Origin of the sequence: Bradyrhizobium oligotrophicum (genome assembly GCF_051168495.1) — a bacterium.
GTDB classification, from domain to species: domain Bacteria; phylum Pseudomonadota; class Alphaproteobacteria; order Rhizobiales; family Xanthobacteraceae; genus Bradyrhizobium; species Bradyrhizobium oligotrophicum_A.
This window is the reverse complement of record NZ_JBNPVB010000012.1, coordinates 1-20,187: the sequence shown is the minus strand read 5'-3', so window position 1 is coordinate 20,187 and position 20,187 is coordinate 1. Positions and strand designations below refer to the sequence as shown.

The following is a 20,187-nucleotide window of genomic DNA, read 5'->3' as shown; positions in this document are numbered from 1 at the left end:
CCGTCCCGCAGCAGGGAAGGAAGACCATCCGATGAAGGATTTCGCCGGCAGGATCGCCGTGATCACCGGGGGCGGCACGGGCATGGGCCGCGAGCTCGCGCGCCAGCTCGTCGCCGAGGGCTGCAACGTCGCGATGTGCGACGTCTCCGTCGAGGCGATGGCCGAGACCAAGAGATTGTGCGAGGCCGAGACGCTGCCGCAGGGACTGCGCGTCACCACCCATGTCGCCGACGTCTCGATCGAAGCGCAGTTGCAACGCTTCCGCGACGAGCTTGCCGAGCAGCAGGCCACCGACAAGATCCATCTCCTGTTCAACAATGCCGGCATCGGCGGCGGCGGCAGCCTGTTCACCAACTCCAGGGAGCAGTGGGAGCGCACCTTCAACATCTGCTGGGGCGGCGTCTATCTCGGCGTCCGCACCTTCCTGCCGCTGCTGCTCAAGGCCGACGAGGCGCACATCGTCAACACCTCCAGTGTCAACGGCTTCTGGGCCTCGGTCGGCATGGGTGTCTCGCACACCGCCTATAGCGCCGCGAAGTTCGCGGTGAAGGGGTTTACCGAAGCGCTGATCAACGACCTCCGCCTCAACGCGCCGCACGTCAAATGCTCCGTGGTGATGCCCGGCCATATCGGCACGTCCATCGTGTCGAACTCGCGGAAAGTGCAGAGCGGTACCGAGTCCGACGAGCTCAGCGAGCCCGAGATCGCCCTGGCGCGCCAGCGCATGAAGGCCATGGGCATCGACGTCGCCGCCATGAGCGACGCCGACATCCAGGCCGCCGCCCGCGAGCGCGCCCGCAGCTTCCTCGAAGACGCCCCGACGACAGCGGCGCAGGCGGCGAAGATCATCCTCGACGGCGTGAAAGCCGAGCAATGGCGCATCCTCGTCGGCGAGGACGCCAAGCTGCTCGACATGCGCGTGCGCCAGTCGCCGGAACAGGCCTACGAGCCGGACTTCTTCCAGCGCTTCGCGCAGGAGGCGGGCTGGAAGATGGGGTAGGGGCCGGCAAATGACGTCTGTGCCAAGCGGTGCCAGTGATTGCGCCCTCGCCCCTTGTGGGAGAGGGCTACACTGACATCAGCGTCATACTCACTCGGGTGAGGGGTTTGCCTCCACAGCATCACTGCCCGTGCGGAGAGAGACCCCTCACCCGGCTTCGATGCTGCGCATCGAAGCCACCCTCTCCCACAAGGGGAGAGGGTGCACCGTCCGCGCGGCGCGACGTTTTAACTAATTAGTTCCTCGATCCGCTCGCTACCGCGACGACGCCACCCGGTACGCCATGCGCGTGTGGCTCGGGCAATACGGCAAGCCGTCCAGCGGCTTGGAGCCGCAGAAGCAGAAATCGTCGGCGCCGGGGGTCGAGATCGGCCAGCGGCAGCGCTCCTTGGAGAGTTCGAACAGCGAGCAGCCGTTGACGGTGGAGCCGACGGGCTCCTCGACGATCACAGGCGGCGGGTCGTTCTGGACCGCGCGCAGGATGCGGCGGCGCAGCTTCGGGACGGGCCGGCGCGAACCGTCGCGCGTCGTCTCGGCGCGCACCACGCGCCGGCTGTCGCCGCCATTGTCGCGGGTCAGCGCCAGGCGGGAGATCTTGCCGATCACGGCGTTGCGGCTGACGCCGAGCTCGGCGGCGATCTCGCGGCAGGTCAGCCCGGCCTCAAAGTGCTGCTTCAGGGCCTGGAGCCGTTCCTCGGTCCAGGTGGGTAAGGTCTGTCGTTCGGCGGGCATTGTGTCGCTTCCAAGTTTGATCCGTCCTGGATCGTCCTGGCCGACGGCTGCACCGAAACTGTCCGCTTGATGTCCCTGTTACGCCCGTCCGTTGTCGCGAATCGACAGCAGCCCGTCCTTGATGGCGAGCCGGATGCCTTCTTCGATCAACGTTCTGCAGACACCCGGAACGCTGGTGCCGTGGGTTCCCTGTTTCACGAGCTTTTCGAGATAGCCGATGGTTGCCAGGGCTAGGGTTACGGGGATGCGGTCAGTCTCGGCTTTTTCCGTCGCCATGCCTAAAAGCTAGTCCGTAACCGGGGTACAGAAAAGTAACTTTTTAGACTCTATTAGGAATCTACCGGGTTGTACAGCGCCCTGGGGATAACTGGTTAAGATGTTGAATTTTAATGAAATATGACGAATCGGCGCGGTCGCGACGGTGACTCTCCGCGCGCTCGGCGAGTCCGGCCCCGGAATGGTACGGAGAAAGCCGGCGGGGAGGATTCGCGGGGGGACTGCCCGCCCGATGCCGCGACCGGCAGCCGGACCACAAAGCCCCGGGCGCAGCGCGGTTCCGCAACGCCCGGCGACTGGAGAGGCGGTCCCGTACGATTGCGGCGGAGCGCGCGGCCAACTATTTCGCAGATTCAGAAAATAACTATTTCGCTTTTCCGGAAATCATGCTCTATTCGGCGCATCCCGCCTCACTCGGAAGGGGCGTTGCGCGCGATCGTCACGACACGCGAGGCGGGGATGCGATGGCTGTGAGATGCCGCAGCGTGGGGCGACGCCCTGCGCGGACGAACGGCAGCTTGCGGACGTGAAGGCGTGTGGTCCTGGCGCCCCGATGCTGGCGCCAAGTCCGCGGGTGATGATCCCGAGGGCGACGGTGGCTATCAAGCCCGGACACCGGGGAGAGCGCGCAGTAAGCGTGAAAACCATCGCGCAGGGAAGGCCGGGCGTTCCTGGCTGCACCTGTGGTACCTGCCGCCTGCATTTTTTTCGCAGGCGGGCCGCAGGCGTCAGCCGACGCCTGGCCTTCCCTGCGCCCTCCGACCAGTCGAGGGCGAGATGCTACGGTAGAACTCGGCGTGATCGGCGCGCGAGGATGAGAGCCCGTGCCTTTCGAGAGCTTCCTTTGCGATGGACATATCGAGAAGCGCAACGCGGGCGCGTCAAAGTCGGTCGTCATCCCCGCGAAAGCGGGGATCCAGTACGCCGCGGCCTATCGAGGACTCAGGACCGCCTCGGAATACTGGGGCGCCCGGTCAAGCCGGGCGACGACAGAGAGAGCGCCGCCCATGACGCATTCACCCGTGCACGACGGCCTTCGCGATCATGCAATGAATGCCCTTGGAGCCGTTGACGGTCTGCGTCACCCGCAGGTCCGCCGCGAGGCTGCACAGTGTGTAGGCGTCCTCGCGCGACAGATTGCGCTTCTCGCCGAGCAGCACGATCATGTCGCGCAGCGCCCGCACCACGCACTGGTCGAGGTCGGGGTCCATCGCCATCGTCATGTAATGCGTGGCCGTCTCGCCGCGCGGATAGTCGAGCTTGATGTCCTTGCGCAGAGTGAGGCGGAAGCGGCCCTGCAGCGCGGTCTCGATCGCGGTGACGCAGACCTCGCCGTCGCCCTGCACGCCATGGCCGTCGCCGCAGGAGAACAGCGCGCCCGGCACGAACACCGGCAGATACAGCTTGGCGCCGGCGCCGAGCTCCTTGTTGTCGAGATTGCCGCCCATCGCGCGCGGAATCAGCGAGGTGATGCGGCCCCAGGCCGGCGGCGGCGCCACGCCCATCACGCCGAAGAACGGCGACAGTGGCAGCTCCAGCCCCCACGGCATCTTGCCGACCATCCGCGCCTTGTCGAGCGGGATGTTGAGCAGCCGGCTCTCGTGGAAATCATCTGGCAGGGTGCCCGCCAGCGGGCGGATGAAATTATAGCCCCAGTCCTGGCGCAGCTGGACGTCGAGGATGTCGACCTCGAGCACGTCGCCGATTTCGGCGCCCTTGACCGCGATCGGTCCGGTCAGGATGTGACCGGGGACCATGCGCTCGGACCTCGCATGAACCTCGAACAGCTCCGGCGGCACATAGAACTTGCTGGTATCCGGCACCACATCCGGCCCGCCGCTGATGGTGTCGATCGTGACCTCGTCACCGCTGTCGATCGTGAGCACCGGCTTCAGCCGGGATTCGAAGAAGCCCCAGTGGCAGGTCTCGGGGCTGGCGTGCAGATGGTGATGGGTCATGGTCCTCTCATTCGTGCCGGTTCGCGGCCTAGCATAGCGCATCCGCGGGCCGCCGCGGAGAGATGGCGACGCGGGGCTGCTGTCGTGTATGAGGGCGGCCGTGGCCACCCATCCCGCGCCGGAGCCCTGAATGTTTTTTGTGCTGTCGAAGACGCTTGGCCTGCTGGCGCTGCCGACCAATTTCATGCTCGTGCTGGGGCTCGTCGGCGCCGTCCTGCTGCTGACGCGGTTCGCGGTGCTCGGCCGCAGGCTTCTGGTGGGCGCGATGCTGCTGCTGGTCATCGTGGGCTTCACGCCGCTCGGCAGCCTGATGCTCTATCCGCTGGAGAGCCGGTTTCCGAAATGGGACCCGGCGAACGGCGCGCCGGACGGCATCATCGTGCTCGGCGGCCCGGTCGATTCCGATCTCTCGGTCATGTACGGCATGCCGGTGACGGTGGCCGGCGCCGACCGCGTGATCCAGGCGGCGGCGCTGGCGCGGCGCTATCCGAATGCGCGCATCCTGTTCACCGGCGGCAGCGCCAATCTGATCGCGACGGAAGCCAAGGAGGCCGATTTCGGCGCCGACATCCTGCTCAGCCTCGGCGTGCCCAGGGAGCGGCTTCTGCTGGAGCGGCAATCGCGCAATACCTACGAGAACGCGATCTTCTCCAAGGCGATGGTCGCGCCCAAGCCGGGCGAACGCTGGCTGCTGGTGACCTCGGCCTATCACATGCCGCGCTCGGTCGGGCTGTTCCGGAAAGCGGGCTTTGCGGTCGAGCCTTATCCGGTGGACTGGCGCGTCGGCCGCGTCCTGGAGGTCGACGGCATCTCGCTGCTCGGCCTGCGCCGCGCCGACATCGCCGTGCGCGAATGGGTTGGGCTGTTGGCCTACCGCCTGCGTGGCCGCATCGACGATCTGTTTCCGGGGCCGGCCTAACCGGCGTCGCTCTTGAAGCCGGCGATCGCTGCCAGCTCGCCGCGCACGCGCGCAACGACGGGTTCGTAGCGGCAGCTCGCATCCTGCCGGAACAGCCGGGCGCTCGGATACCACGGGCTGTCGTCGCGATCCCTGAGCCAGCGCCAGTCGGCGAGATGAGGCAGCATGATCCAGGTCGGACGTCCGAGCGTCGCAGCGAGATGCGCGACGCTGGTGCACACGGTGACCACGACATCGAGGCAGGAGATCAGCGCCGCGGTCTCGACGAAGTCGGTCAGCTCCGCCGTGAGGTCGCGGATTGCGCTCTGCTGCCCGAGCAGCGCCTTGTCGGCCGGCCGCAGCTCTTTTTGCAGGCTGACGACATCAGCGTCGAGGTCGAGCAGCGGCAGCAGGGTCGCCAGCGGCATCGAGCGGTTGCGGTCGTTGCCCTGATGCGGATTGCCCGACCAGACGAGACCGACCCGCAGCCGGTCATGCGCGCCGAGCCGCCGCTCCCAGGCCGCGATGCGGTCGGCCGGGACGGGCGGCAGGTAGGTCGCGGGCGGGATGGTCTCGAGCGTGGTGGCGAAGGCGAGCGGCAGGCTCATCACCGGACAATGCATGTCGAAGGCCGGCCGCTGCAGGTCCGGCGTATAGGCGAGGCATTGCGAGACGCCTGCGATGCCCGAGAGCAGCGGCCGCAGCGCCTCGCGCACCACCAGGATCACCTCGGCGCCGCGCGCAGCGACCATCGGCAGGTAGCGGGCGAACTGGATGGTGTCGCCGAAACCCTCGTCCTCCTCGATGAGGAGGGTCTTGCCGGCAATGTCCTCGCGGCCCAGCCATTTGGGCGCGGCAAAGCGCGGATAGTCCGGCGAGAAATCGGGCATGGCCCAGCGCGCTTCGCGCCGCGCCCAGCCGGCGGCGAAGTCGCCGCATTGCAGCTCGACATGGGCGAGCTGCCAGGACGCCTTGGCGTTGCCGGGCTCGATCGCGAGGATCTGCCGGTAGACGCCGGCCGCATCCTCGAAGCGCAGCAGCTGCAGCAGCGCAAAGCCCTTGTTCAGAAGCACCTCGACGAAGTCCGGCCGCAGGCTCAGCGCTTGGTCGAACCAGGGCAGCGCCTCCGCGCTGCGGCCGAGGCAGACGAACGCATCGCCGAGATTGCTGCACGCCATCGGATCGGCCGGGACCAGGGCCTGCGCGCGCTCGCAATCGGCCAGATAGTCGTCGTAGAGCTTCAGCTCCCGGACGCACCGGGCGCGCATCTGCAGCGCCGGCAGGTCGTTCGGCTGCTGTGTCAGGCACACCGTGAAGGCCTGGGCGGCCTCCTCGTAGCGCTGCTGCTGATGCAGCAGCAGTCCGCTCTGGAACGCAGCCTCGCGATGCGTGGGATCGATCGTGAGCGCGTGCTGATAGCTCAGCAGCGCCTCGGCGCTACGGTCGAGCGCCAGCAGCACGCCGCCGAGATGCTTCCACAATTCGGCATCGTCGGGCTTGAGCTGGATCGCCTTGTCGAACACCGCAAACGCATCGTCGGGCCGGCCCATCTGCTTCAGGGTGAAGCCGAGGCTGGTGAGATAGTCGATCTTCGGCGTCTGCCGGATGGCCCGCGAGAACCACGCCACGGCGTGGTCGTGCTGCCCGGACCGCAGCGCGACGATGCCCATCAGCGCGAGGCTGTCGGCGTGGCTCGGGTCGGCTGCCAGCGCCTGCTCGCAGCACATCTGCGCATCGAGCAGACGTCCGGCACCGAGATGGAGCAATCCGGCCTCATGGAGGGCGGCCGGCGACAGAGCCGGCGCGCTGCCCGGGCCGGCCTTCGCGCCTCTTGCGCTGTCCTTCCGGCCGCTGCGGCTCATCGCTGGGTCCCGTCCGAGGATCAGAAATTGATAAGTGATTCTAGGGACATCGAGAAGGATCATGGTACGGCGTGCGAGCGCGGGGCGCAGAAATACTGGCCTCGGCCCGGTCGAGCGTCTAACAAGCGCCCGGAATGCAACGAACGGATCGTGTCCTGCCACGACGCACCAGGGAGCAACCGTCACATGCAACAGCTGGAGCCGCCCGATCGGCTGGATCTCGCCGCCATGGTGGCTGATCTCAACAACCTGCTGCGGCTGAAGACGACCGTGATCGGCATCAAGATGTTCGCCCGCGTCGAGGAGATGGAAGCGGTGGAGAAGATCCGCCGGCCCAACGCGGTGCACACCAACGACCAGATCGTCAGCATGGCGGCACGGCTCGGCTGGACCGTCGGCATCACCGGTGACGACCTCGTCGGCGCACAATGCCGCGCCGTGATCGGGCTCGGGCCGCAGGACGAGACCTGGCTCGAGGGCCGGAACTATGTCGGCGTCTGGCACGGCACGCCTGAGGACGCGCGCAAGCGGCAGGAGGCGCTCGACGTCGTGCCGTTCGGCCGCTACCAGGCGATGGCGGTCAGCCCGCTGTCGAGCGGCCGGCTCGATCCGCCGGACATCTGCCTCGTCTATGCGACGCCGGGGCAGATGATCATCCTGATCAACGGGCTGCAATATGTCGGCTACAAGAAGTTCGAATGGGGCGTCGTCGGCGAGACGGCGTGCGCCGATTCCTGGGGCCGCGCGCTGAAGACCGGCGAACCAAGCCTGTCGCTGCCGTGCTTCGCCGAGCGTCGCTATGGCGGCGTGCCGGATGAAGAAATGTTGATGGCGCTGACGCCCGCCGATCTTGCCAAGGCGATCGCCGGCATGAAACAGCTCGCCAAGAACGGCCTGCGCTATCCGATCGCGCCCTACGGCATCCAGAACGACGTCCGCGCCGGCATGAGCGTGTCGTATGGGAAGAAATAGGTGATCGTCATTGCGAGCGCAGCGAAGCAATCCAGAGTCTTTCTGCAGAGACAGTCTGGATTGCTTCGTCGCAAGCGCTCCTCGCAATGACGGAGGAACTGATTTGCAGCAGATCTAGGAAATAAGAATGACCACGCCTAAATTCGACATCATCGTCTACGGCGCCACCGGCTTCACCGGTCAGCTCGTCGCCGAATATCTGACCACGCACTATCGCGGCGATACATCGCTGCGCTGGGCGATGGCCGGCCGCAGCCTCGACAAGCTCGCGTCCGTGCGCGATGCGATCGGCGCGCCCGCCGACACGCCGCTGATCGCGGCGGATGCTTCCGATCCCGCGTCGCTGCAGGCGATGGTGACGCAGACCAGGCTGGTGCTGACCACCGTCGGTCCCTATCAGCTCTATGGCAATGAACTCGTCGCCGCCTGCGCCGAAACCGGCACCGACTACGTCGATCTGTGCGGCGAGCCGGTGTGGATGCGTCAGATGATCGACAAGCATCAGGCGACCGCCGAGGCGAGCGGCGCCCGTATCGTGTTTTCCTGCGGCTTCGACTCGGTGCCGTTCGAGCTCGGCGTCTACTTCGTGCAGCAGCAGGCCAGAAAGGTGCTCGGCGCGCCGGCCGCACGCGTGAAGGGCCGCGTCCGCGGCATGAGCGGGACCTTGTCGGGCGGCACCGCGGCCAGCGCCAAGGCGACGTTCGACGCCGTGGCCAAGGATCTCAGCCTCGTTGCGACCCTCAAGGATCACTTCGCGCTGACGCCGGGCTTCAAGGGTCCGAAGCAGCCGACCGGCAACAAGGCGGTCTATGAAGAGGATCTGCAGTCCTGGACAGCGCCGTTCATGATGGCGCTCATCAATACACGCAACGTCCACCGTTCCAACATGCTGATGGGTTTTCCGTACGGCCAGGACTTCGTCTACGATGAGATGGTGCTGACCGGACAGGGCGAGCAGGGCGAGGTCAACGCCAAGAAGGTGATGGCGGCCAATGCCGAGAAGACCGGGCCGAACGCGCCGAAGCCCGGCGAGGGCCCATCGAAGGACGAGCGCGAGAACGGCTACTACAATCTCTTGTTCGTCGCGATCGCGCCCGACGGACGCCAGGTCCGCGCCACCGTCAAGGGCGACCGCGATCCGGGCTACGGCTCGACGTCGAAGATGATCAGCGAATGCGCCGTCGGCCTGCTGCGGGACGGCACCGCGGTGAAGGGCGGATTCTGGACGCCGGGGGCGGCGCTGGGCGACAGGCTGATCAAGCGGCTGGTCGACAACGCCGGACTGACGTTCACGGCGGACGCTTAGGCTGTGGTGCGCGGGCCGGTCGTGAGACCTCGGCCCGCCCCGGCCTGATGGGCGCGGGTGGCGGCGATCATGCCCCACATCGTGCCGAGCATCAGGAAGAAGTGCCGCCAGTGGTCGGTGTCGATGATGAAGCTTTCGCCGACGGTGCCGAGGAAGGCGGAGAAGATTGCGATGTAGGTGCGCTGCCACGGCACGCGCGCGAACAGATAGCGGAAGCCGAGAATGACGGTGGTGAAGACGAGCGCGGGATAGCAGATGCCGGACAGCCAGCCGCCGGACATGAAGGCGTTCAGATAGGAGTTGTGCGTGTCCTCGGGGAAGTAGTTGTGGAATTGCAGCGGCCCGATCCCGAACGGCAGATCGAGCGCCATGTCGGCGCCGAGGATGTGGCGGCCGAAGCGGCCGAAGCGGCCCTCGTCATAGCTCTGGTCGAAGCTCGCCCGCTGCTTGAACATGTCGGCGATCGAGTCGATCGAGAGCAGAACGCCGATCAGGACGATGCCGGCTGCGGCCGCGGCGAGTGTCATGACGATGATGCGGGAGCGTTCTCGCGGCGACGTGCTGGTCAGCACCATCAGCGCCAGCATGAAGGCGGCAGTGATGACCAATCCGCCCCAGGCCGCGCGCGAGAACGCGAGCAGGATGGCGAGCGCCATCACGCCGAGCGCGAAGCCGGCGCGCAGTGTCGCGGCGAGGCGGGCGGTGACGACGTTCTGCAGCGCGAGCAGCGCCGGCAGGATCAGGAATGCGCCGAGCACGTTCGGGTCCTTGAAGGTGCCGCGCGCGCGGCCGTACAAGGTGAGGAGATCGTACCCGCCGGGCACCAGATGGAAATAGCCGGCGACACCTGCGAGCCCGGCAATGGCGCCGCCCATCACCAGGCCGCGCCTGAGCATGTCGAGCCGCGCTGCGATGTCGTCAGCGGTCAGCATCGCCAGGAGCATCGCCGTGACGGCCATGTACCAGGAGGTGGCGATCCAGCTCGCGATCTTGGAATCGTCGAGCAGCGGCACGGCGCTGATCGTGTAGCCGAGATTGATCAGGAACAGCAGCAGGAGAAGCGGCAGGAAGACGATCCGCAGCCGCATCCCGGTCGCGACGAACACCGCCGCGGAAGCAAGCGTCGCGAGCTCGTAAGGGCTCGGTTCGATGAAGACGATGGCGCCGGAGGCACCGACCAGCCAGACCAGCGCGCGCTGCAGGGCAACGACGCCCGGAGGGGCGATCGGCCTCGATGCGAACTCACCGGCGATCGCCGTGCTAGCCATCACGAACTCATACTCATACGCAACGCGTGGCGGGACCGGCCTGACACATATGCGAAGCGGGCTGGCGCCCGCTCCGGATCCCCGACATCAATAGGCGTTCTCGCTCTTGGTCATCAGCGCAAGCGGAGTCCTGAGCAGGATGTAGAGGTCGAACAGGACGGACCAGTTCTCGATGTAATAGAGGTCGAACTCGACGCGCTTCTGGATCTTTTCCTCATTGTCGATCTCGCCGCGCCAGCCGTTGATCTGCGCCCATCCGGTGATGCCCGGCTTGACGCGGTGGCGGGCGAAGTAGCCGTCCACGGCCTCGTCGAACATCCGGTTCTGCAGCTTGCCCTGGACGGCGTGCGGTCGCGGGCCGACCAGCGACAGGTTGCCCTTGAACACGACGTTGAACAGCTGCGGCAGCTCGTCGAGGCTGGTCTTGCGGATGAAGCGGCCGACGCGGGTGACGCGCGGATCGTTCTTGGTCACGACCTTGGACGCGGTCGGATCGGCCTGATGATGATAGAGCGAGCGGAACTTGAAAACGTCGATGCGCTCGTTGTTGAAGCCGAACCGCTTCTGCCGGAACAGCACCGGGCCCGGGCTGTCGAGCTTGATCGCGAGCGCGACCAGCGCCATCACCGGCAGCGCGAGCAGCAGGATCAGGCCGCCGGCCAGCCGGTCGAACAGCAGTTTCATCACCAGATCCCAGTCGGTGATCGGCGCCTCGAACATGTCGAGCGTGGGGACCGCGCCGATATAGGAATAGGAGCGGGGCCGGAAGCGGAGCTTGTTGGTATGAGCCGAGAGTCGAATGTCGACCGGCAGCACCCACAGCTTCTTCAGCATGTCGAGGATGCGGGTCTCCGCCGAGATCGGCAAGGCGAACAGCACCAGGTCGACGCGGGTGCGGCGGGCGAACTCGATGATGTCGTCGACCTTGCCGAGTTTCGGCACGCCCGCGCAGGTTTCGAGCGCGCGGGTGTCGTTGCGATCGTCGAACACGCCGAGGATTTCGATCTCGGAATCGTCCTGTGCCTTCAGCGCACGCACCAGATCCTCGCCGCTCTGATCGGCGCCGACGATGATCGTGCGGCGATCGAGGCGGCCTTGTCTGGCCCAGCTGCGGATCAGGTTGCGCAACACCACGCGGCTCGCGATCAGTGCGCCGAGCCCGACGAAGAAGAACGCCGCAAGCCACAGCCGCGAGACCTCGCTGCCGATCTTGGCGAAGAAGGAGAGGCCGATGAACAGCAGGAACACGAAGCAGTAGGAGGAGATCATCCGCGTCATCTGCCGCACCTGGGCGCGGAAGACCTGGATCTGATAGATGTCGGCGGCCTGAAAGCAGACCACGGCGCTTACCGCCAGGCCGACGATGGCGGCGAGATACTCCCAGTGGAAGCCGCTGAGCGGAACGACGTAGCCGAAATAGACGACGCCGCCGACCAGGCTCAGCAGCACGAAATCCGCAATGCGAACGATGCCGGCGAGGACGATCGGCGAATAGGCGCGGTGAACCTTCTGATTGGCGACGGCGAGGGCCGCCGGCGACAGGCGCCGACGCCGTTCAACGGCCGGCTGGCCGCCTACGGCGACCGACGCGGCCGAGGCCGCAGCAGCGTCCAACATCGAGCGAGCGTTGATCGGTTCCACAGTCGTACAAGCCCGGATTATGTTTGTTAGTATTCATGATCATGTAAGCGCTGATAGCGCCGGGGGAAATTCCCCACCGGCGGGATTAAATGGTAAATCGGAAGAAACGGTTAGCGATGGTAAATGACGTCAGGTCTTGGTAAACGCTTCGCGGTAGCTGTCGAGCACGCCCTCGACCATCGCTTTTTGCGAGAAGTGCTGGAAGATCCGCTCGCGCAACGCCTTGGCACGAAGCTGTGCGACGGCGGGTTCGTCGAGCGCGGCCGCGATCGCACTTGCGAGTGCGTCTACGTTGCTCGGTGCGAACAGCGCTTCGCTGTGCGGGCCGAAGATCTCCGGAATGCCGCCGATCCTGGCGGCGATCATAGGAACACCGGCTGCACCGGCTTCGATCACGACATAGGGCATGGAGTCGCCGCGCGAGGGAACGACGAGCAGGCGGCCCTTGGAGAAACCGTCTCGGGCCTTGACGTGTCCGATGAAACGGACCGACGACGCCAGACCAAGCCGCTCGACCTGCGCTTTCAGGCGCGGCATCTCTTCACCATCACCGCCCAAGGTGAGCGTCAGCGGCCGGCCGTCGGCTCGCAGCTGCGCGACGGCATCGACCAGGAGGTCGGTGCCCTTGATGTGCCGGAACTCACCGACATAAGCGAGGTCCGTCTGATCCGCGGCCGGCGTGACGGGATCGAATTCGCCCGCGGCCACGCCGTTGAACACGCAATGCACCAGCCCCTGGGGGTGACCGATCATGCGCTCATAGGTGTCGCGGGCGAAGACGCTCTCGAACAGGAAGAGATCGGTCCGGTTCATCAGCGCACGCTCGAGGCGTCCGTAGAGCGCGCCCTTCAGCGTGTTGCGCGGATAGTGCAGGGAGCCGCCATGGGGCGTGTAGATGCGGATCGTGCCGGCATGGTGCGGGAGCAGGCGGACGAATGCGCCCGCCTTGGCGCCGTGGCCGTGCAGAACGTCGGGATCGAGGCGCCGGGTGATGCGGTAGAATTGGCTCAGCGCCATGACGTCGCTCGGCCACGGCTCGCGATGGATGGCGACGCGATGAACCCCGAGCGTCAATCGGGGAGCAATCTGCGCCAGGGCCGCGTCCGCACGTTCGCCGCCGGTCAGGCTGTCCGCGATGATGCCGACATCGTGCCCGCGATCGACCTGGCCGTTGGCGAGGTCGAGAATGTGGCGAAAGATGCCGCCGACCGGAGCTCTCACCGCGTGAAGGATTTTCAGAGGCCTGTCCTGAGACGGCGCCGGGTCGCGCGCGTCCGTATCGTCGGCTTGCACGTGCTTTGGCCAGCCGCCGCTGCGCGAACTGATCTGACGGCTGGCAGATAGAGGAAGCACGGGCGCCTCTCGTCGCAAAATCCCTGGTGGGTCTCGTCTGCATAGATCGTTGATGGTTAACAAAGCTTCACTGATCGTCACTTGAAACCGGCTCGTTGCAACATTGTGGAGATCTGGCGCGGATCCATCCTAAGTAGGAAGGGGTGGTGATGATGATGATCGCGCCGGCTGCAGGCGTTCGATTAACCCGGCAGCAACCTTAATGGAGTGTAATCGTACCACGTATGGTAGCGGCGTGGCGTAGGTCTCGCGGGAGCGGATGATGCGGTTGGCGTTCTGGCGTGCCGGCAAGAAGGTGCGGACTGACAAAGCCTCGGCCCGGGCCGGGGCGAGTGTGTCGTCATCGGCAGAGCCCGTTCCGTCCGGCGATCTCGACATCCGGCTGGTCGGCCGGGCCTTGGCGCGCAAGCGTGGGTTCATCCTGCTGCCGACGCTGCTCGCATTGGCCCTGGCGATCACTGCAGTCAACATGATCACGCCGCGCTACAAGTCCGAGGCGCGTATCCTGATCGACGGGCGAGAGAACGTATTCCTGCGTCCGAGCAGCGAACGTAGTGAAGAGCGAACCGCACTCGACCCGGAGGCTGTGACGAGCCAGGTGCAACTGGTGCTGTCGCGCGATCTGGCCCGGGATATCATCAAGAAGAACAAGCTCGGCGGTCTGCCGGAATTCGATTCCGTCCTGCGCGGCGTGTCGCCGCTGAAGTCGATCGCGGCGATGTTCGGGCTGGTCAGGGATCCGCTCGCCATGACGCCGGACGAGCGTGTCATGGACGCCTATTATGAGCGTTTGACCGTCTATGCCGTGGACAAATCCCGCGTCCTCGTCGTCGAGTTCCAGTCGCAGGATCCGGCGCTCGCCGCCGAGGTCGCCAACTCCATCGCCGACGGCTATCTGGTCGTGCAGCAGAATGCCCGCCAGGCGCAGGCGAAGTCCGCCAGCCAATGGCTGGCCGGCGAGATTCAGGGCCTGCGCAAGAAGGTCGAGGAAGCGGAAGCCAGCGTCGAGGAGTTCCGTGCCAAGTCGAATTCGTTCATGGGCACCAACAACACCTCGCTGTCCAACCAGCAGATGGGCGAGGTCAACACCCAGCTCAACAATGCGCGCGCCCTGAAATCGGATGCCGAGACCAAGGCGCGCCTGATCCGCGAGATGCTGCAGAGCGGTCAGCCGATCGAGGCGTCCGAGGTGGTCAATTCCGAGCTGATGCGGCGGCTGTCGGAGCAGCGCGTGAATCTGCGCGCGCAACTCGCGGAACAGTCGTCGACCTTGCTCGACAACCACCCGCGCATCAAGGAACTGAAGGCGCAACTGGCCGATCTCGATCGCCAGATCCGCGACGAGGCCGGCAAGATCTCGCGCTCGCTGGACAGCGATGCGCGGATCGCCGAGGGGCGGGTGCAGATGCTGAGCCAGAGCCTCGATCAGGCCAAGAAGCAGGCGACCTCCACCAACGGCCAGGACGTTCAGCTGCGGGCGCTGGAGCGGGACGCCAAATCACAGCGCGACCTCCTGGAATCGTATCTCGCCAAATACCGCGAGGCCAACACCCGCCAGACCCTCGACACGCCGCCGGCGGAAGGGCGGATCATTTCGCGGGCGGTGGTGTCGAACACGCCAGCGTACCCGAAGAAGCTGCCGATCGTGCTGATCGCCACGCTGGCCACCTTGATGTTGACCTCCGGCGTTGTGATCACCGGCGAACTGCTGCGCCTCACCGCGCCGCGCGCGGCGAGTCCGGCGTCGGTCGTGGTCGATGCGGCACCGCCGGCGCGGGTCGAGCCGGTGATGGCTGCGCCCGTGGCCTCGGTCGCCCCCAAGTCGGCCGTCGTCGCTCCCCTCGCGACATCGTCGCCTGCGACTGTCCAAATCGTCCCTCCGGTCCCGGCGCCCGTTGCCGCCCCGGTTTCCTCGCCGGCGCCGGAGCCGGGGAAGCCTGCGCCGCCGCCGGACGAACTCGATCAGCTCGCAGCCGGGCTGCTCGCCGCAGGCGAGGGCGCCCGCAAGGTCACCGTGCTCGGCACCGCGGGCGGCGTCGCCGTCACCGCGACGGCGCTGTCGGTCGCACGCGCCATGGCTGCGCAGGCCCGGGTCGTGCTGGTCGACCTCGCCGGCAGCCCGCAAATGCTCGCCGGCGTCTCGGTGGATCCGGCCGCGGCGGGCCTGATCGAACTGATGCTGGGCGAGGCGTCGTTCGCGTCCATCATCACCAAGGACCAGGCCTCGCGGCTGCATCTCGTCAACGCCGGCCGGCCCGGCGCCGACCGCAACCAGATGCAATCGCCGCGGCTCGCGCTTGCCATCGACGCGCTGCTGCGGGTCTACGACCACGTGCTGCTCGACGCCGGCAACGCCTCAGACCTGCCGGCCGAACTGCTTACCGCAGGCGCGCGCGCGGTCGTGGTGCCCGATCCCGCCATGCCGGCCGACGCGCGCAAGCAGATGAGCGAGCAACTGCGCGACGTCGGCTTCGCCGCGGTCGACATGCTGAAGGCGCCGGTGGGAGGCGCCAACCGCAATCAGCCGGGACCGCGCGGCGTGGCCGCCTAGTCGCCCGCCTTGCTCTCGTCTCGGGCCGCGCCTGCGCGCGGCTGCAGCGCGCTGCGGACCCGCTGCGCCAGGCGAAACAGAGCAGGGCTGTGCTTGACGGCATGCTTGGCCCGCCCGAGCGCAGCCATCGTCGTCGCCGCGACGCGGCCACGCGCAGTGAGCGGCACGAAACTGTCGAAGATCGGCTCGTCGTCCTTGCAGAACATCCGCTTGTAGTCGTCCGAGCCGATGCCGAGGTCGAGCGCGCGAAAGTCCTCTTGCGCATAGTGGTCGATGATCGCGCGCATCAGGATCAACCCGGGGCTCCAGCGCGCACTTTCCGACAGCGTGTAGGTGTTGAACATCATCGAGAAGCGCGTGCCGTCGGCGACGCCGGCGAACAGCGCGATGATCTCGGCCTCGCACCGCAGCGCGTGGATCTCGACCGCGCGACGACCGCAGGCGAGCTTCGCCATGCAGGCTTGCCGCACGAAATGTTCGACGCCGGGCTCGGCGAACACGTTCGGCAGCTTCTGCTCGGCCATGCGGATCGGCTTGGTGCGGAAGAACCAGTCCAGCAGCTCGGTGATCTCGGCGTCGCTCTGGGCTACGGCATAGCGATAGCCAGGCAGCGCCTGCAGCTTCTTTTCCTTGCTCTTCAGCCGCTTGCGGAACGAATTCGACAGCAGCGCGGTCGGTGCCGCACCCGCCGGCATCGACAGCACCGGGCAGTCGTTCACCGAGGGCTGGTGCGGCCATTGCGCCAGCGGATTGGCCACGTCGCGCCAGCGCTGCGGCTGCTGCGTGAAGGCGAGAACGTCGACTCCGCCATGGTGGCGCAGACCGGCCAGGAGAGCGTCGAGATCGCCCGCGCTTGCCCGCGCGGCGAAGCCGCTATCCATCAGCGGCATGTTGAAGGTCGTATGTTTGCCGCCCATGAAGGTCGCGATGCGAACGCCGAAGGCGTGACGCAAGGTCAGCGGCAGCAGCAGCAGCGGGCGCTGCTCGGCGTCACGTCCAACGACGACGAACGCCGTCGCTTGCTCGCGTGGGCCGATCTCGCGCTGCCAGGCGCCGAGCAGGTCGAAGCGCTGATAGGGCGTCGAGACGTGGCCGGGGGCCTCGAGGGTGCGCCAAAGCGGTTCGGCTGCGGCGAGGTCGGAGATGACGTCGACGCGCGCGATGTCCGACGTCAGCCGCTGCGCGGGCGCCTGCGCCGTCCGGCTCTCGATCGCGGCGGCCATGGTCATCGCGCAACCTGCGTTGTCTTGGGGGCTGACTTGGGGACTGACTTGGAATTTTGTTGCTTGGAGTCGGCCGACCCTCGCAAAGAAGTCTCAACAAAAGGTAATGGCAATGACATCGTCCCAAATCGGGAAATCAATGAAGAAAGGCCTGTTCAAATCAGCTCCGGCCACGCGATCTTAAGGCGCAATGATCCTAACGTCACGTGGCGGCGACGGTGACGCGATCGCGCCATGGTCGGCCCCCATCAGGTGGGTGCGGACGGCTTCGTTTCAAGTGGAATCTTTCGGAAGGGACGCGGGATTTGTCGGCGGACAACAGGTGGCTGCGGAGCGCCCGGCTCGAACTCGCCTTCTTCAGCGGCCGCACGCTCACGGCCTCGCGCGCCACCGCTGGCGCCGGCGTCATCCTGCGCTTCGAGCGGGTGCGGCCGCGCCGCAAGGGCCCGTTCCAGCCGCTCAAGCAGGCCGAGATTCCGCCCGCCTTCCTCGACAAGGTGATCCGCGCGCTGAAGCGCTGGGACTATGACATCGTCTCGCTCGACGAGGCCTGCGACCGGTCCGTCCGGCTGGCCCAGAGCCGCCGTTTCGCCTGCCTGACCTTCGACGGCGCCTCGAAGGACCTCATCACACACGCCTATCCCGTGCTGGCCCGCCATGGCGTGCCGTTCACCGTCTACGTGCCCACAGCATTCCCCGATGCGCTTGGCGAGGCCTGGTGGCTGGCGCTGGAGGCGGTGATCGCGCGCGAGGCGCGGATCAGCCTGGTGATCGATCATCGCGAGCAGCGCTTCACGGTGTTCAAGCCGGCGGAAAAATACGAGCTGTTTGCCTATCTCTGGCAATGGCTGCGCAAGCTGCCGCCGGGCGAGCTGTCGCTCGCGATCCGCGACCTCTGCTCGCGCCATTCGGTCGACCTGGCCGCGTTGACGCGCGAGGCGTCGATGGACTGGACCGACATCGGCCGGCTCGCCGCCGATCCGAACGTCACGATCGGCAGCGCGACGGTGCACTATCCGATGCTGGCCCATCTCCGGGACGCCGATGCCCAACGCGAGATCGCGATGGGCAAGGCGGTGCTGGAGACGGCGCTGCGCCGCCCGGTCCGGCACATGGCCTATCCGTTCGGCGACCCCCAGTCCTTCCGCCGCAGTGATGCCGTGCTCGCGGAGCAGGCCGGCTTCGTCAGTGCGGCTTCCGCCATCGGCGGCGTGGTGCAGAGCGAGGGCCGGACCCATCTGCACATGCTGCCGCGCATCGCCTGGGATGGCCGCTCGCGCTCGCTGCGCGCCTTGAAGGTGCTGATGGCCGGCGTGACCCTGCCGCGGGAAAAATCCGCGCCGCAGCCGAAGCTCGACCTCGGCTGATCAGCCTTGCTGCCGCTCCGGATCGGGACGCAGCATCCAGCTCACGATCGGCATCGCCGGCAGCACCCAGCCCATGCCGACGACGACGTAATACACCGCCTGCAGCCAGCCGGAATTGGCGATGAGCGGGAATTGCGCCATCACCATGCCCATCATCGACCAGGCGAAGGCGAGCAGCAGCAGCGCGACGGCGCCGATCAGTTTGCGGGTGCGGATGGTCATGACGGGATTGTCAGCTTCCCTTGAAGGCGGCGCGGCTTGCGCGTGATTTCGCCCGGATTATAAGGGCCTGTCAGCCCCGGTTCAATCGAGCGTTCAACGTCCATGACCACGGTTCCCCGCACCACGGATCTCGCCGCGATCCGCATCTGGCTGCTCGTCGTGGCCGGCCTGATCGCGCTGATGGTGCTGGTCGGCGGCGCCACGCGGCTGACCGAATCCGGGCTGTCGATCGTCGAATGGAAGCCGGTCACCGGCACCCTGCCGCCGCTGTCGGAGCAGGCGTGGTCCGACGCCTTCGCGGCCTACAAGACCATTCCGCAATACCGGCAGATGAATGCCGGCATGACCCTGCACGAGTTCAAGACCATCTTCTGGTGGGAGTGGAGCCACCGGCTGCTCGGCCGCGTCATCGGCATGGTCTATCTCGTGCCGTTCCTGTGGTTTCTGTGGCGCGGCGCCGTGTCCGGTCCGCTCGGCCGCAGGCTGTGGCTGATCTTCGGCCTCGGCGCGCTGCAGGGCGCGGTCGGCTGGTGGATGGTGGCCTCCGGCCTCACCGAGCGCACCGAGGTGGCGCCGGTCCGGCTGGCGACGCATCTCGCGCTGGCGCTTCTGATCTTCGCCGCCATCGTCTGGACCGTGCGGCGGTTGTCGCCGCGCGAGGAGGCGCCAGTGCCGGCGCGGTTGCGGCTGACGGCCTGGGTGCTGGTCGGCGTCACCTTCGTGCAGCTTTATCTCGGCGCGCTGGTCGCGGGCCTGCGCGCCGGGCTCGTCTACAACACCTGGCCCGAGATCGATGGCGGCCTGATCCCGAAGGCGGCCAATCTGTGGGTCCATTCGCCGTGGTGGCTCAATCTGTTCGAGAACGATCTGACCGTCCAGTTCATGCACCGCATGACCGCCTACGGGCTGTTCGCGCTGGCGGCGTGGCACGCCTTCGATGTGATGCGCGCGGGCGGTGGACGGGCAGTGGTGCGCGGTGCCCACCGGCTGCTGGCGGCGATCCTGGTGCAGGCCGTGCTCGGCATCGCGACCTTGCTCCTGGTGGTGCCGATCGCGCTGGCGCTCTTGCATCAGGGCACGGCCCTCATCGTGCTGACCTTCGCCGTACTGCAGGCCGAACGCCTGTCGCCGCGGCGTGTCGCGGCGGTGGCCGTGCCGCACGCGGCGGTCGCTGCAGGACGGGCGGGGTAGGGTCTCTCGTCCGTCATTGCGAGGAGCGAAGCGACGAAGCAATCCAGAGTCACGCACGCGACTCTGGATTGCTTCGCTTCGCTCGCAATGACGTGGAAACATCAGTTCTCATCCTCGCGCGCCGATCACGCCGAGTCATGCCGGTCGTTTCACCCTCGAAAACGCGAGGGCGCAGGGAAGGCCGGATGCCTGGCCGGCACCCATGGCCCGCGTGCAAAGAAAAACGCACGCGGCGGTCACCACAGGTACGGCCGAAAACACCCGGCCTTCCCCGCGCGATGGTTTTAACGGTAGAGTCGAGGAAGGGCGCGGTGGCTTGGGCGATGCGGCAACGCCCCGTTTCCCTTCCCCGCTCATCGAACCGGAC

The 20,187-nt window shown here is 66.6% G+C and carries 16 protein-coding genes; 7 read left to right on the top strand and 9 right to left on the bottom strand.

Going from position 1 to position 20,187, the window contains the following annotated elements; translation table 11 throughout:
* Positions 1–31: 31 nt before the first annotated feature.
* Positions 32–1,000 (top strand): SDR family NAD(P)-dependent oxidoreductase, encoded by a 969-nt coding sequence (locus ACQR1B_RS21890; RefSeq protein WP_434833819.1) that lies wholly within the window; start codon positions 32–34, stop codon positions 998–1,000.
* Between the two features lie 255 nt (positions 1,001–1,255).
* On the opposite strand, the gene ACQR1B_RS21885 is transcribed toward ACQR1B_RS21890, so the two are convergent.
* From ACQR1B_RS21885 to ACQR1B_RS21875, 3 genes are all read right to left on the bottom strand, one after another.
* Complete coding sequence (locus ACQR1B_RS21885) at positions 1,256–1,732, bottom strand: GcrA family cell cycle regulator (protein ID WP_434833820.1); 477 nt, start codon at positions 1,730–1,732, stop codon at positions 1,256–1,258.
* Positions 1,733–1,810: 78 nt separating this feature from the next.
* Complete coding sequence (locus ACQR1B_RS21880) at positions 1,811–2,008, bottom strand: hypothetical protein (RefSeq protein ID WP_006614936.1); 198 nt, start codon at positions 2,006–2,008, stop codon at positions 1,811–1,813.
* Between the two features lie 1,016 nt (positions 2,009–3,024).
* A complete protein-coding gene (locus ACQR1B_RS21875; RefSeq protein ID WP_434833821.1) occupies positions 3,025–3,966 on the bottom strand; it encodes an acetamidase/formamidase family protein in 942 nt (313 codons plus the stop codon).
* Between the two features lie 130 nt (positions 3,967–4,096).
* Here ACQR1B_RS21875 and ACQR1B_RS21870 point away from each other — a divergent pair, with 130 nt between their 5' ends.
* A complete protein-coding gene (locus ACQR1B_RS21870; RefSeq protein ID WP_434833822.1) occupies positions 4,097–4,885 on the top strand; it encodes a YdcF family protein in 789 nt (262 codons plus the stop codon).
* Here the strand turns inward: ACQR1B_RS21870 and ACQR1B_RS21865 are convergent.
* Positions 4,882–6,726 carry a tetratricopeptide repeat protein gene (locus ACQR1B_RS21865; RefSeq protein ID WP_434833823.1) on the bottom strand — a complete coding sequence of 615 codons (1,845 nt, stop codon included), beginning with the start codon at positions 6,724–6,726 and terminating at the stop codon, positions 4,882–4,884. The two genes, ACQR1B_RS21870 and ACQR1B_RS21865, sit on opposite strands and share 4 nt — an antisense overlap.
* 186 nt (positions 6,727–6,912) lie before the next feature.
* On the opposite strand from ACQR1B_RS21865, the gene ACQR1B_RS21860 reads away from it, so the two are divergent.
* Positions 6,913–7,698 (top strand): DUF169 domain-containing protein, encoded by a 786-nt coding sequence (locus ACQR1B_RS21860; RefSeq protein ID WP_434833824.1) that lies wholly within the window; start codon positions 6,913–6,915, stop codon positions 7,696–7,698.
* A gap of 127 nt (positions 7,699–7,825) precedes the next feature.
* Positions 7,826–9,004, top strand: coding sequence for a saccharopine dehydrogenase family protein (locus ACQR1B_RS21855; protein ID WP_434833825.1), 1,179 nt, complete (start codon positions 7,826–7,828; stop codon positions 9,002–9,004).
* Here the strand turns inward: ACQR1B_RS21855 and ACQR1B_RS21850 are convergent.
* The 3 genes from ACQR1B_RS21850 to ACQR1B_RS21840 form a co-directional block, all read right to left on the bottom strand.
* Positions 9,001–10,272 (bottom strand): O-antigen ligase family protein, encoded by a 1,272-nt coding sequence (locus ACQR1B_RS21850; RefSeq protein ID WP_434833826.1) that lies wholly within the window; start codon positions 10,270–10,272, stop codon positions 9,001–9,003. The two genes, ACQR1B_RS21855 and ACQR1B_RS21850, sit on opposite strands and share 4 nt — an antisense overlap.
* A gap of 87 nt (positions 10,273–10,359) precedes the next feature.
* The gene (locus ACQR1B_RS21845; protein ID WP_434833827.1) at positions 10,360–11,889 is read right to left on the bottom strand and encodes an undecaprenyl-phosphate glucose phosphotransferase; all 1,530 of its coding nucleotides are present in this window, start codon (positions 11,887–11,889) and stop codon (positions 10,360–10,362) included.
* A gap of 153 nt (positions 11,890–12,042) precedes the next feature.
* Entirely contained in the window at positions 12,043–13,134 is a 1,092-nt protein-coding gene (locus ACQR1B_RS21840) for a glycosyltransferase family 4 protein (RefSeq protein ID WP_434833828.1), read from the bottom strand.
* Positions 13,135–13,528: 394 nt separating this feature from the next.
* On the opposite strand from ACQR1B_RS21840, the gene ACQR1B_RS21835 reads away from it, so the two are divergent.
* Entirely contained in the window at positions 13,529–15,817 is a 2,289-nt protein-coding gene (locus tag ACQR1B_RS21835; protein ID WP_434833829.1) for a GumC family protein, read from the top strand.
* On the opposite strand, the gene ACQR1B_RS21830 is transcribed toward ACQR1B_RS21835, so the two are convergent.
* Positions 15,814–17,046, bottom strand: a complete 1,233-nt coding sequence (locus tag ACQR1B_RS21830; protein ID WP_434833830.1) for a GNAT family N-acetyltransferase — start codon at positions 17,044–17,046, stop codon at positions 15,814–15,816. The genes ACQR1B_RS21835 and ACQR1B_RS21830 overlap by 4 nt on opposite strands.
* Before the next feature lie 299 nt (positions 17,047–17,345).
* On the opposite strand from ACQR1B_RS21830, the gene ACQR1B_RS21825 reads away from it, so the two are divergent.
* A complete protein-coding gene (locus tag ACQR1B_RS21825) occupies positions 17,346–18,407 on the top strand; it encodes a polysaccharide deacetylase family protein (RefSeq protein WP_434833831.1) in 1,062 nt (353 codons plus the stop codon).
* Here ACQR1B_RS21825 and ACQR1B_RS21820 read toward each other — a convergent pair whose 3' ends face one another.
* Positions 18,408–18,629: a DUF2842 domain-containing protein gene (locus tag ACQR1B_RS21820; RefSeq protein WP_315711497.1), complete on the bottom strand. Its 222-nt coding sequence runs from the start codon at positions 18,627–18,629 to the stop codon at positions 18,408–18,410.
* 102 nt (positions 18,630–18,731) lie between these two features.
* On the opposite strand from ACQR1B_RS21820, the gene ACQR1B_RS21815 reads away from it, so the two are divergent.
* Complete coding sequence (locus ACQR1B_RS21815; RefSeq protein ID WP_434833832.1) at positions 18,732–19,820, top strand: COX15/CtaA family protein; 1,089 nt, start codon at positions 18,732–18,734, stop codon at positions 19,818–19,820.
* The last annotated feature ends 367 nt before the right edge of the window (positions 19,821–20,187 follow it).

Excerpts from the sequence above, each read along its gene's own strand:
- ACQR1B_RS21835 (WP_434833829.1), top strand. The coding sequence starts at position 13,529 with ATGCGGTTGGCGTTCTGGCGTGCCGGCAAGAAGGTGCGGACTGACAAA.
- ACQR1B_RS21830 (WP_434833830.1), bottom strand. The coding sequence starts at position 17,046 with ATGACCATGGCCGCCGCGATCGAGAGCCGGACGGCGCAGGCGCCCGCG.
- ACQR1B_RS21815 (WP_434833832.1), top strand. The coding sequence starts at position 18,732 with ATGACCACGGTTCCCCGCACCACGGATCTCGCCGCGATCCGCATCTGG.
- ACQR1B_RS21850 (WP_434833826.1), bottom strand. The coding sequence starts at position 10,272 with ATGGCTAGCACGGCGATCGCCGGTGAGTTCGCATCGAGGCCGATCGCC.
- ACQR1B_RS21890 (WP_434833819.1), top strand. The coding sequence starts at position 32 with ATGAAGGATTTCGCCGGCAGGATCGCCGTGATCACCGGGGGCGGCACG.
- ACQR1B_RS21855 (WP_434833825.1), top strand. The coding sequence starts at position 7,826 with ATGACCACGCCTAAATTCGACATCATCGTCTACGGCGCCACCGGCTTC.
- ACQR1B_RS21870 (WP_434833822.1), top strand. The coding sequence starts at position 4,097 with ATGTTTTTTGTGCTGTCGAAGACGCTTGGCCTGCTGGCGCTGCCGACC.
- ACQR1B_RS21820 (WP_315711497.1), bottom strand. The coding sequence starts at position 18,629 with ATGACCATCCGCACCCGCAAACTGATCGGCGCCGTCGCGCTGCTGCTG.
- ACQR1B_RS21845 (WP_434833827.1), bottom strand. The coding sequence starts at position 11,889 with ATGTTGGACGCTGCTGCGGCCTCGGCCGCGTCGGTCGCCGTAGGCGGC.
- ACQR1B_RS21880 (WP_006614936.1), bottom strand. The coding sequence starts at position 2,008 with ATGGCGACGGAAAAAGCCGAGACTGACCGCATCCCCGTAACCCTAGCC.
- ACQR1B_RS21860 (WP_434833824.1), top strand. The coding sequence starts at position 6,913 with ATGCAACAGCTGGAGCCGCCCGATCGGCTGGATCTCGCCGCCATGGTG.
- ACQR1B_RS21885 (WP_434833820.1), bottom strand. The coding sequence starts at position 1,732 with ATGCCCGCCGAACGACAGACCTTACCCACCTGGACCGAGGAACGGCTC.
- ACQR1B_RS21875 (WP_434833821.1), bottom strand. The coding sequence starts at position 3,966 with ATGACCCATCACCATCTGCACGCCAGCCCCGAGACCTGCCACTGGGGC.
- ACQR1B_RS21865 (WP_434833823.1), bottom strand. The coding sequence starts at position 6,726 with ATGAGCCGCAGCGGCCGGAAGGACAGCGCAAGAGGCGCGAAGGCCGGC.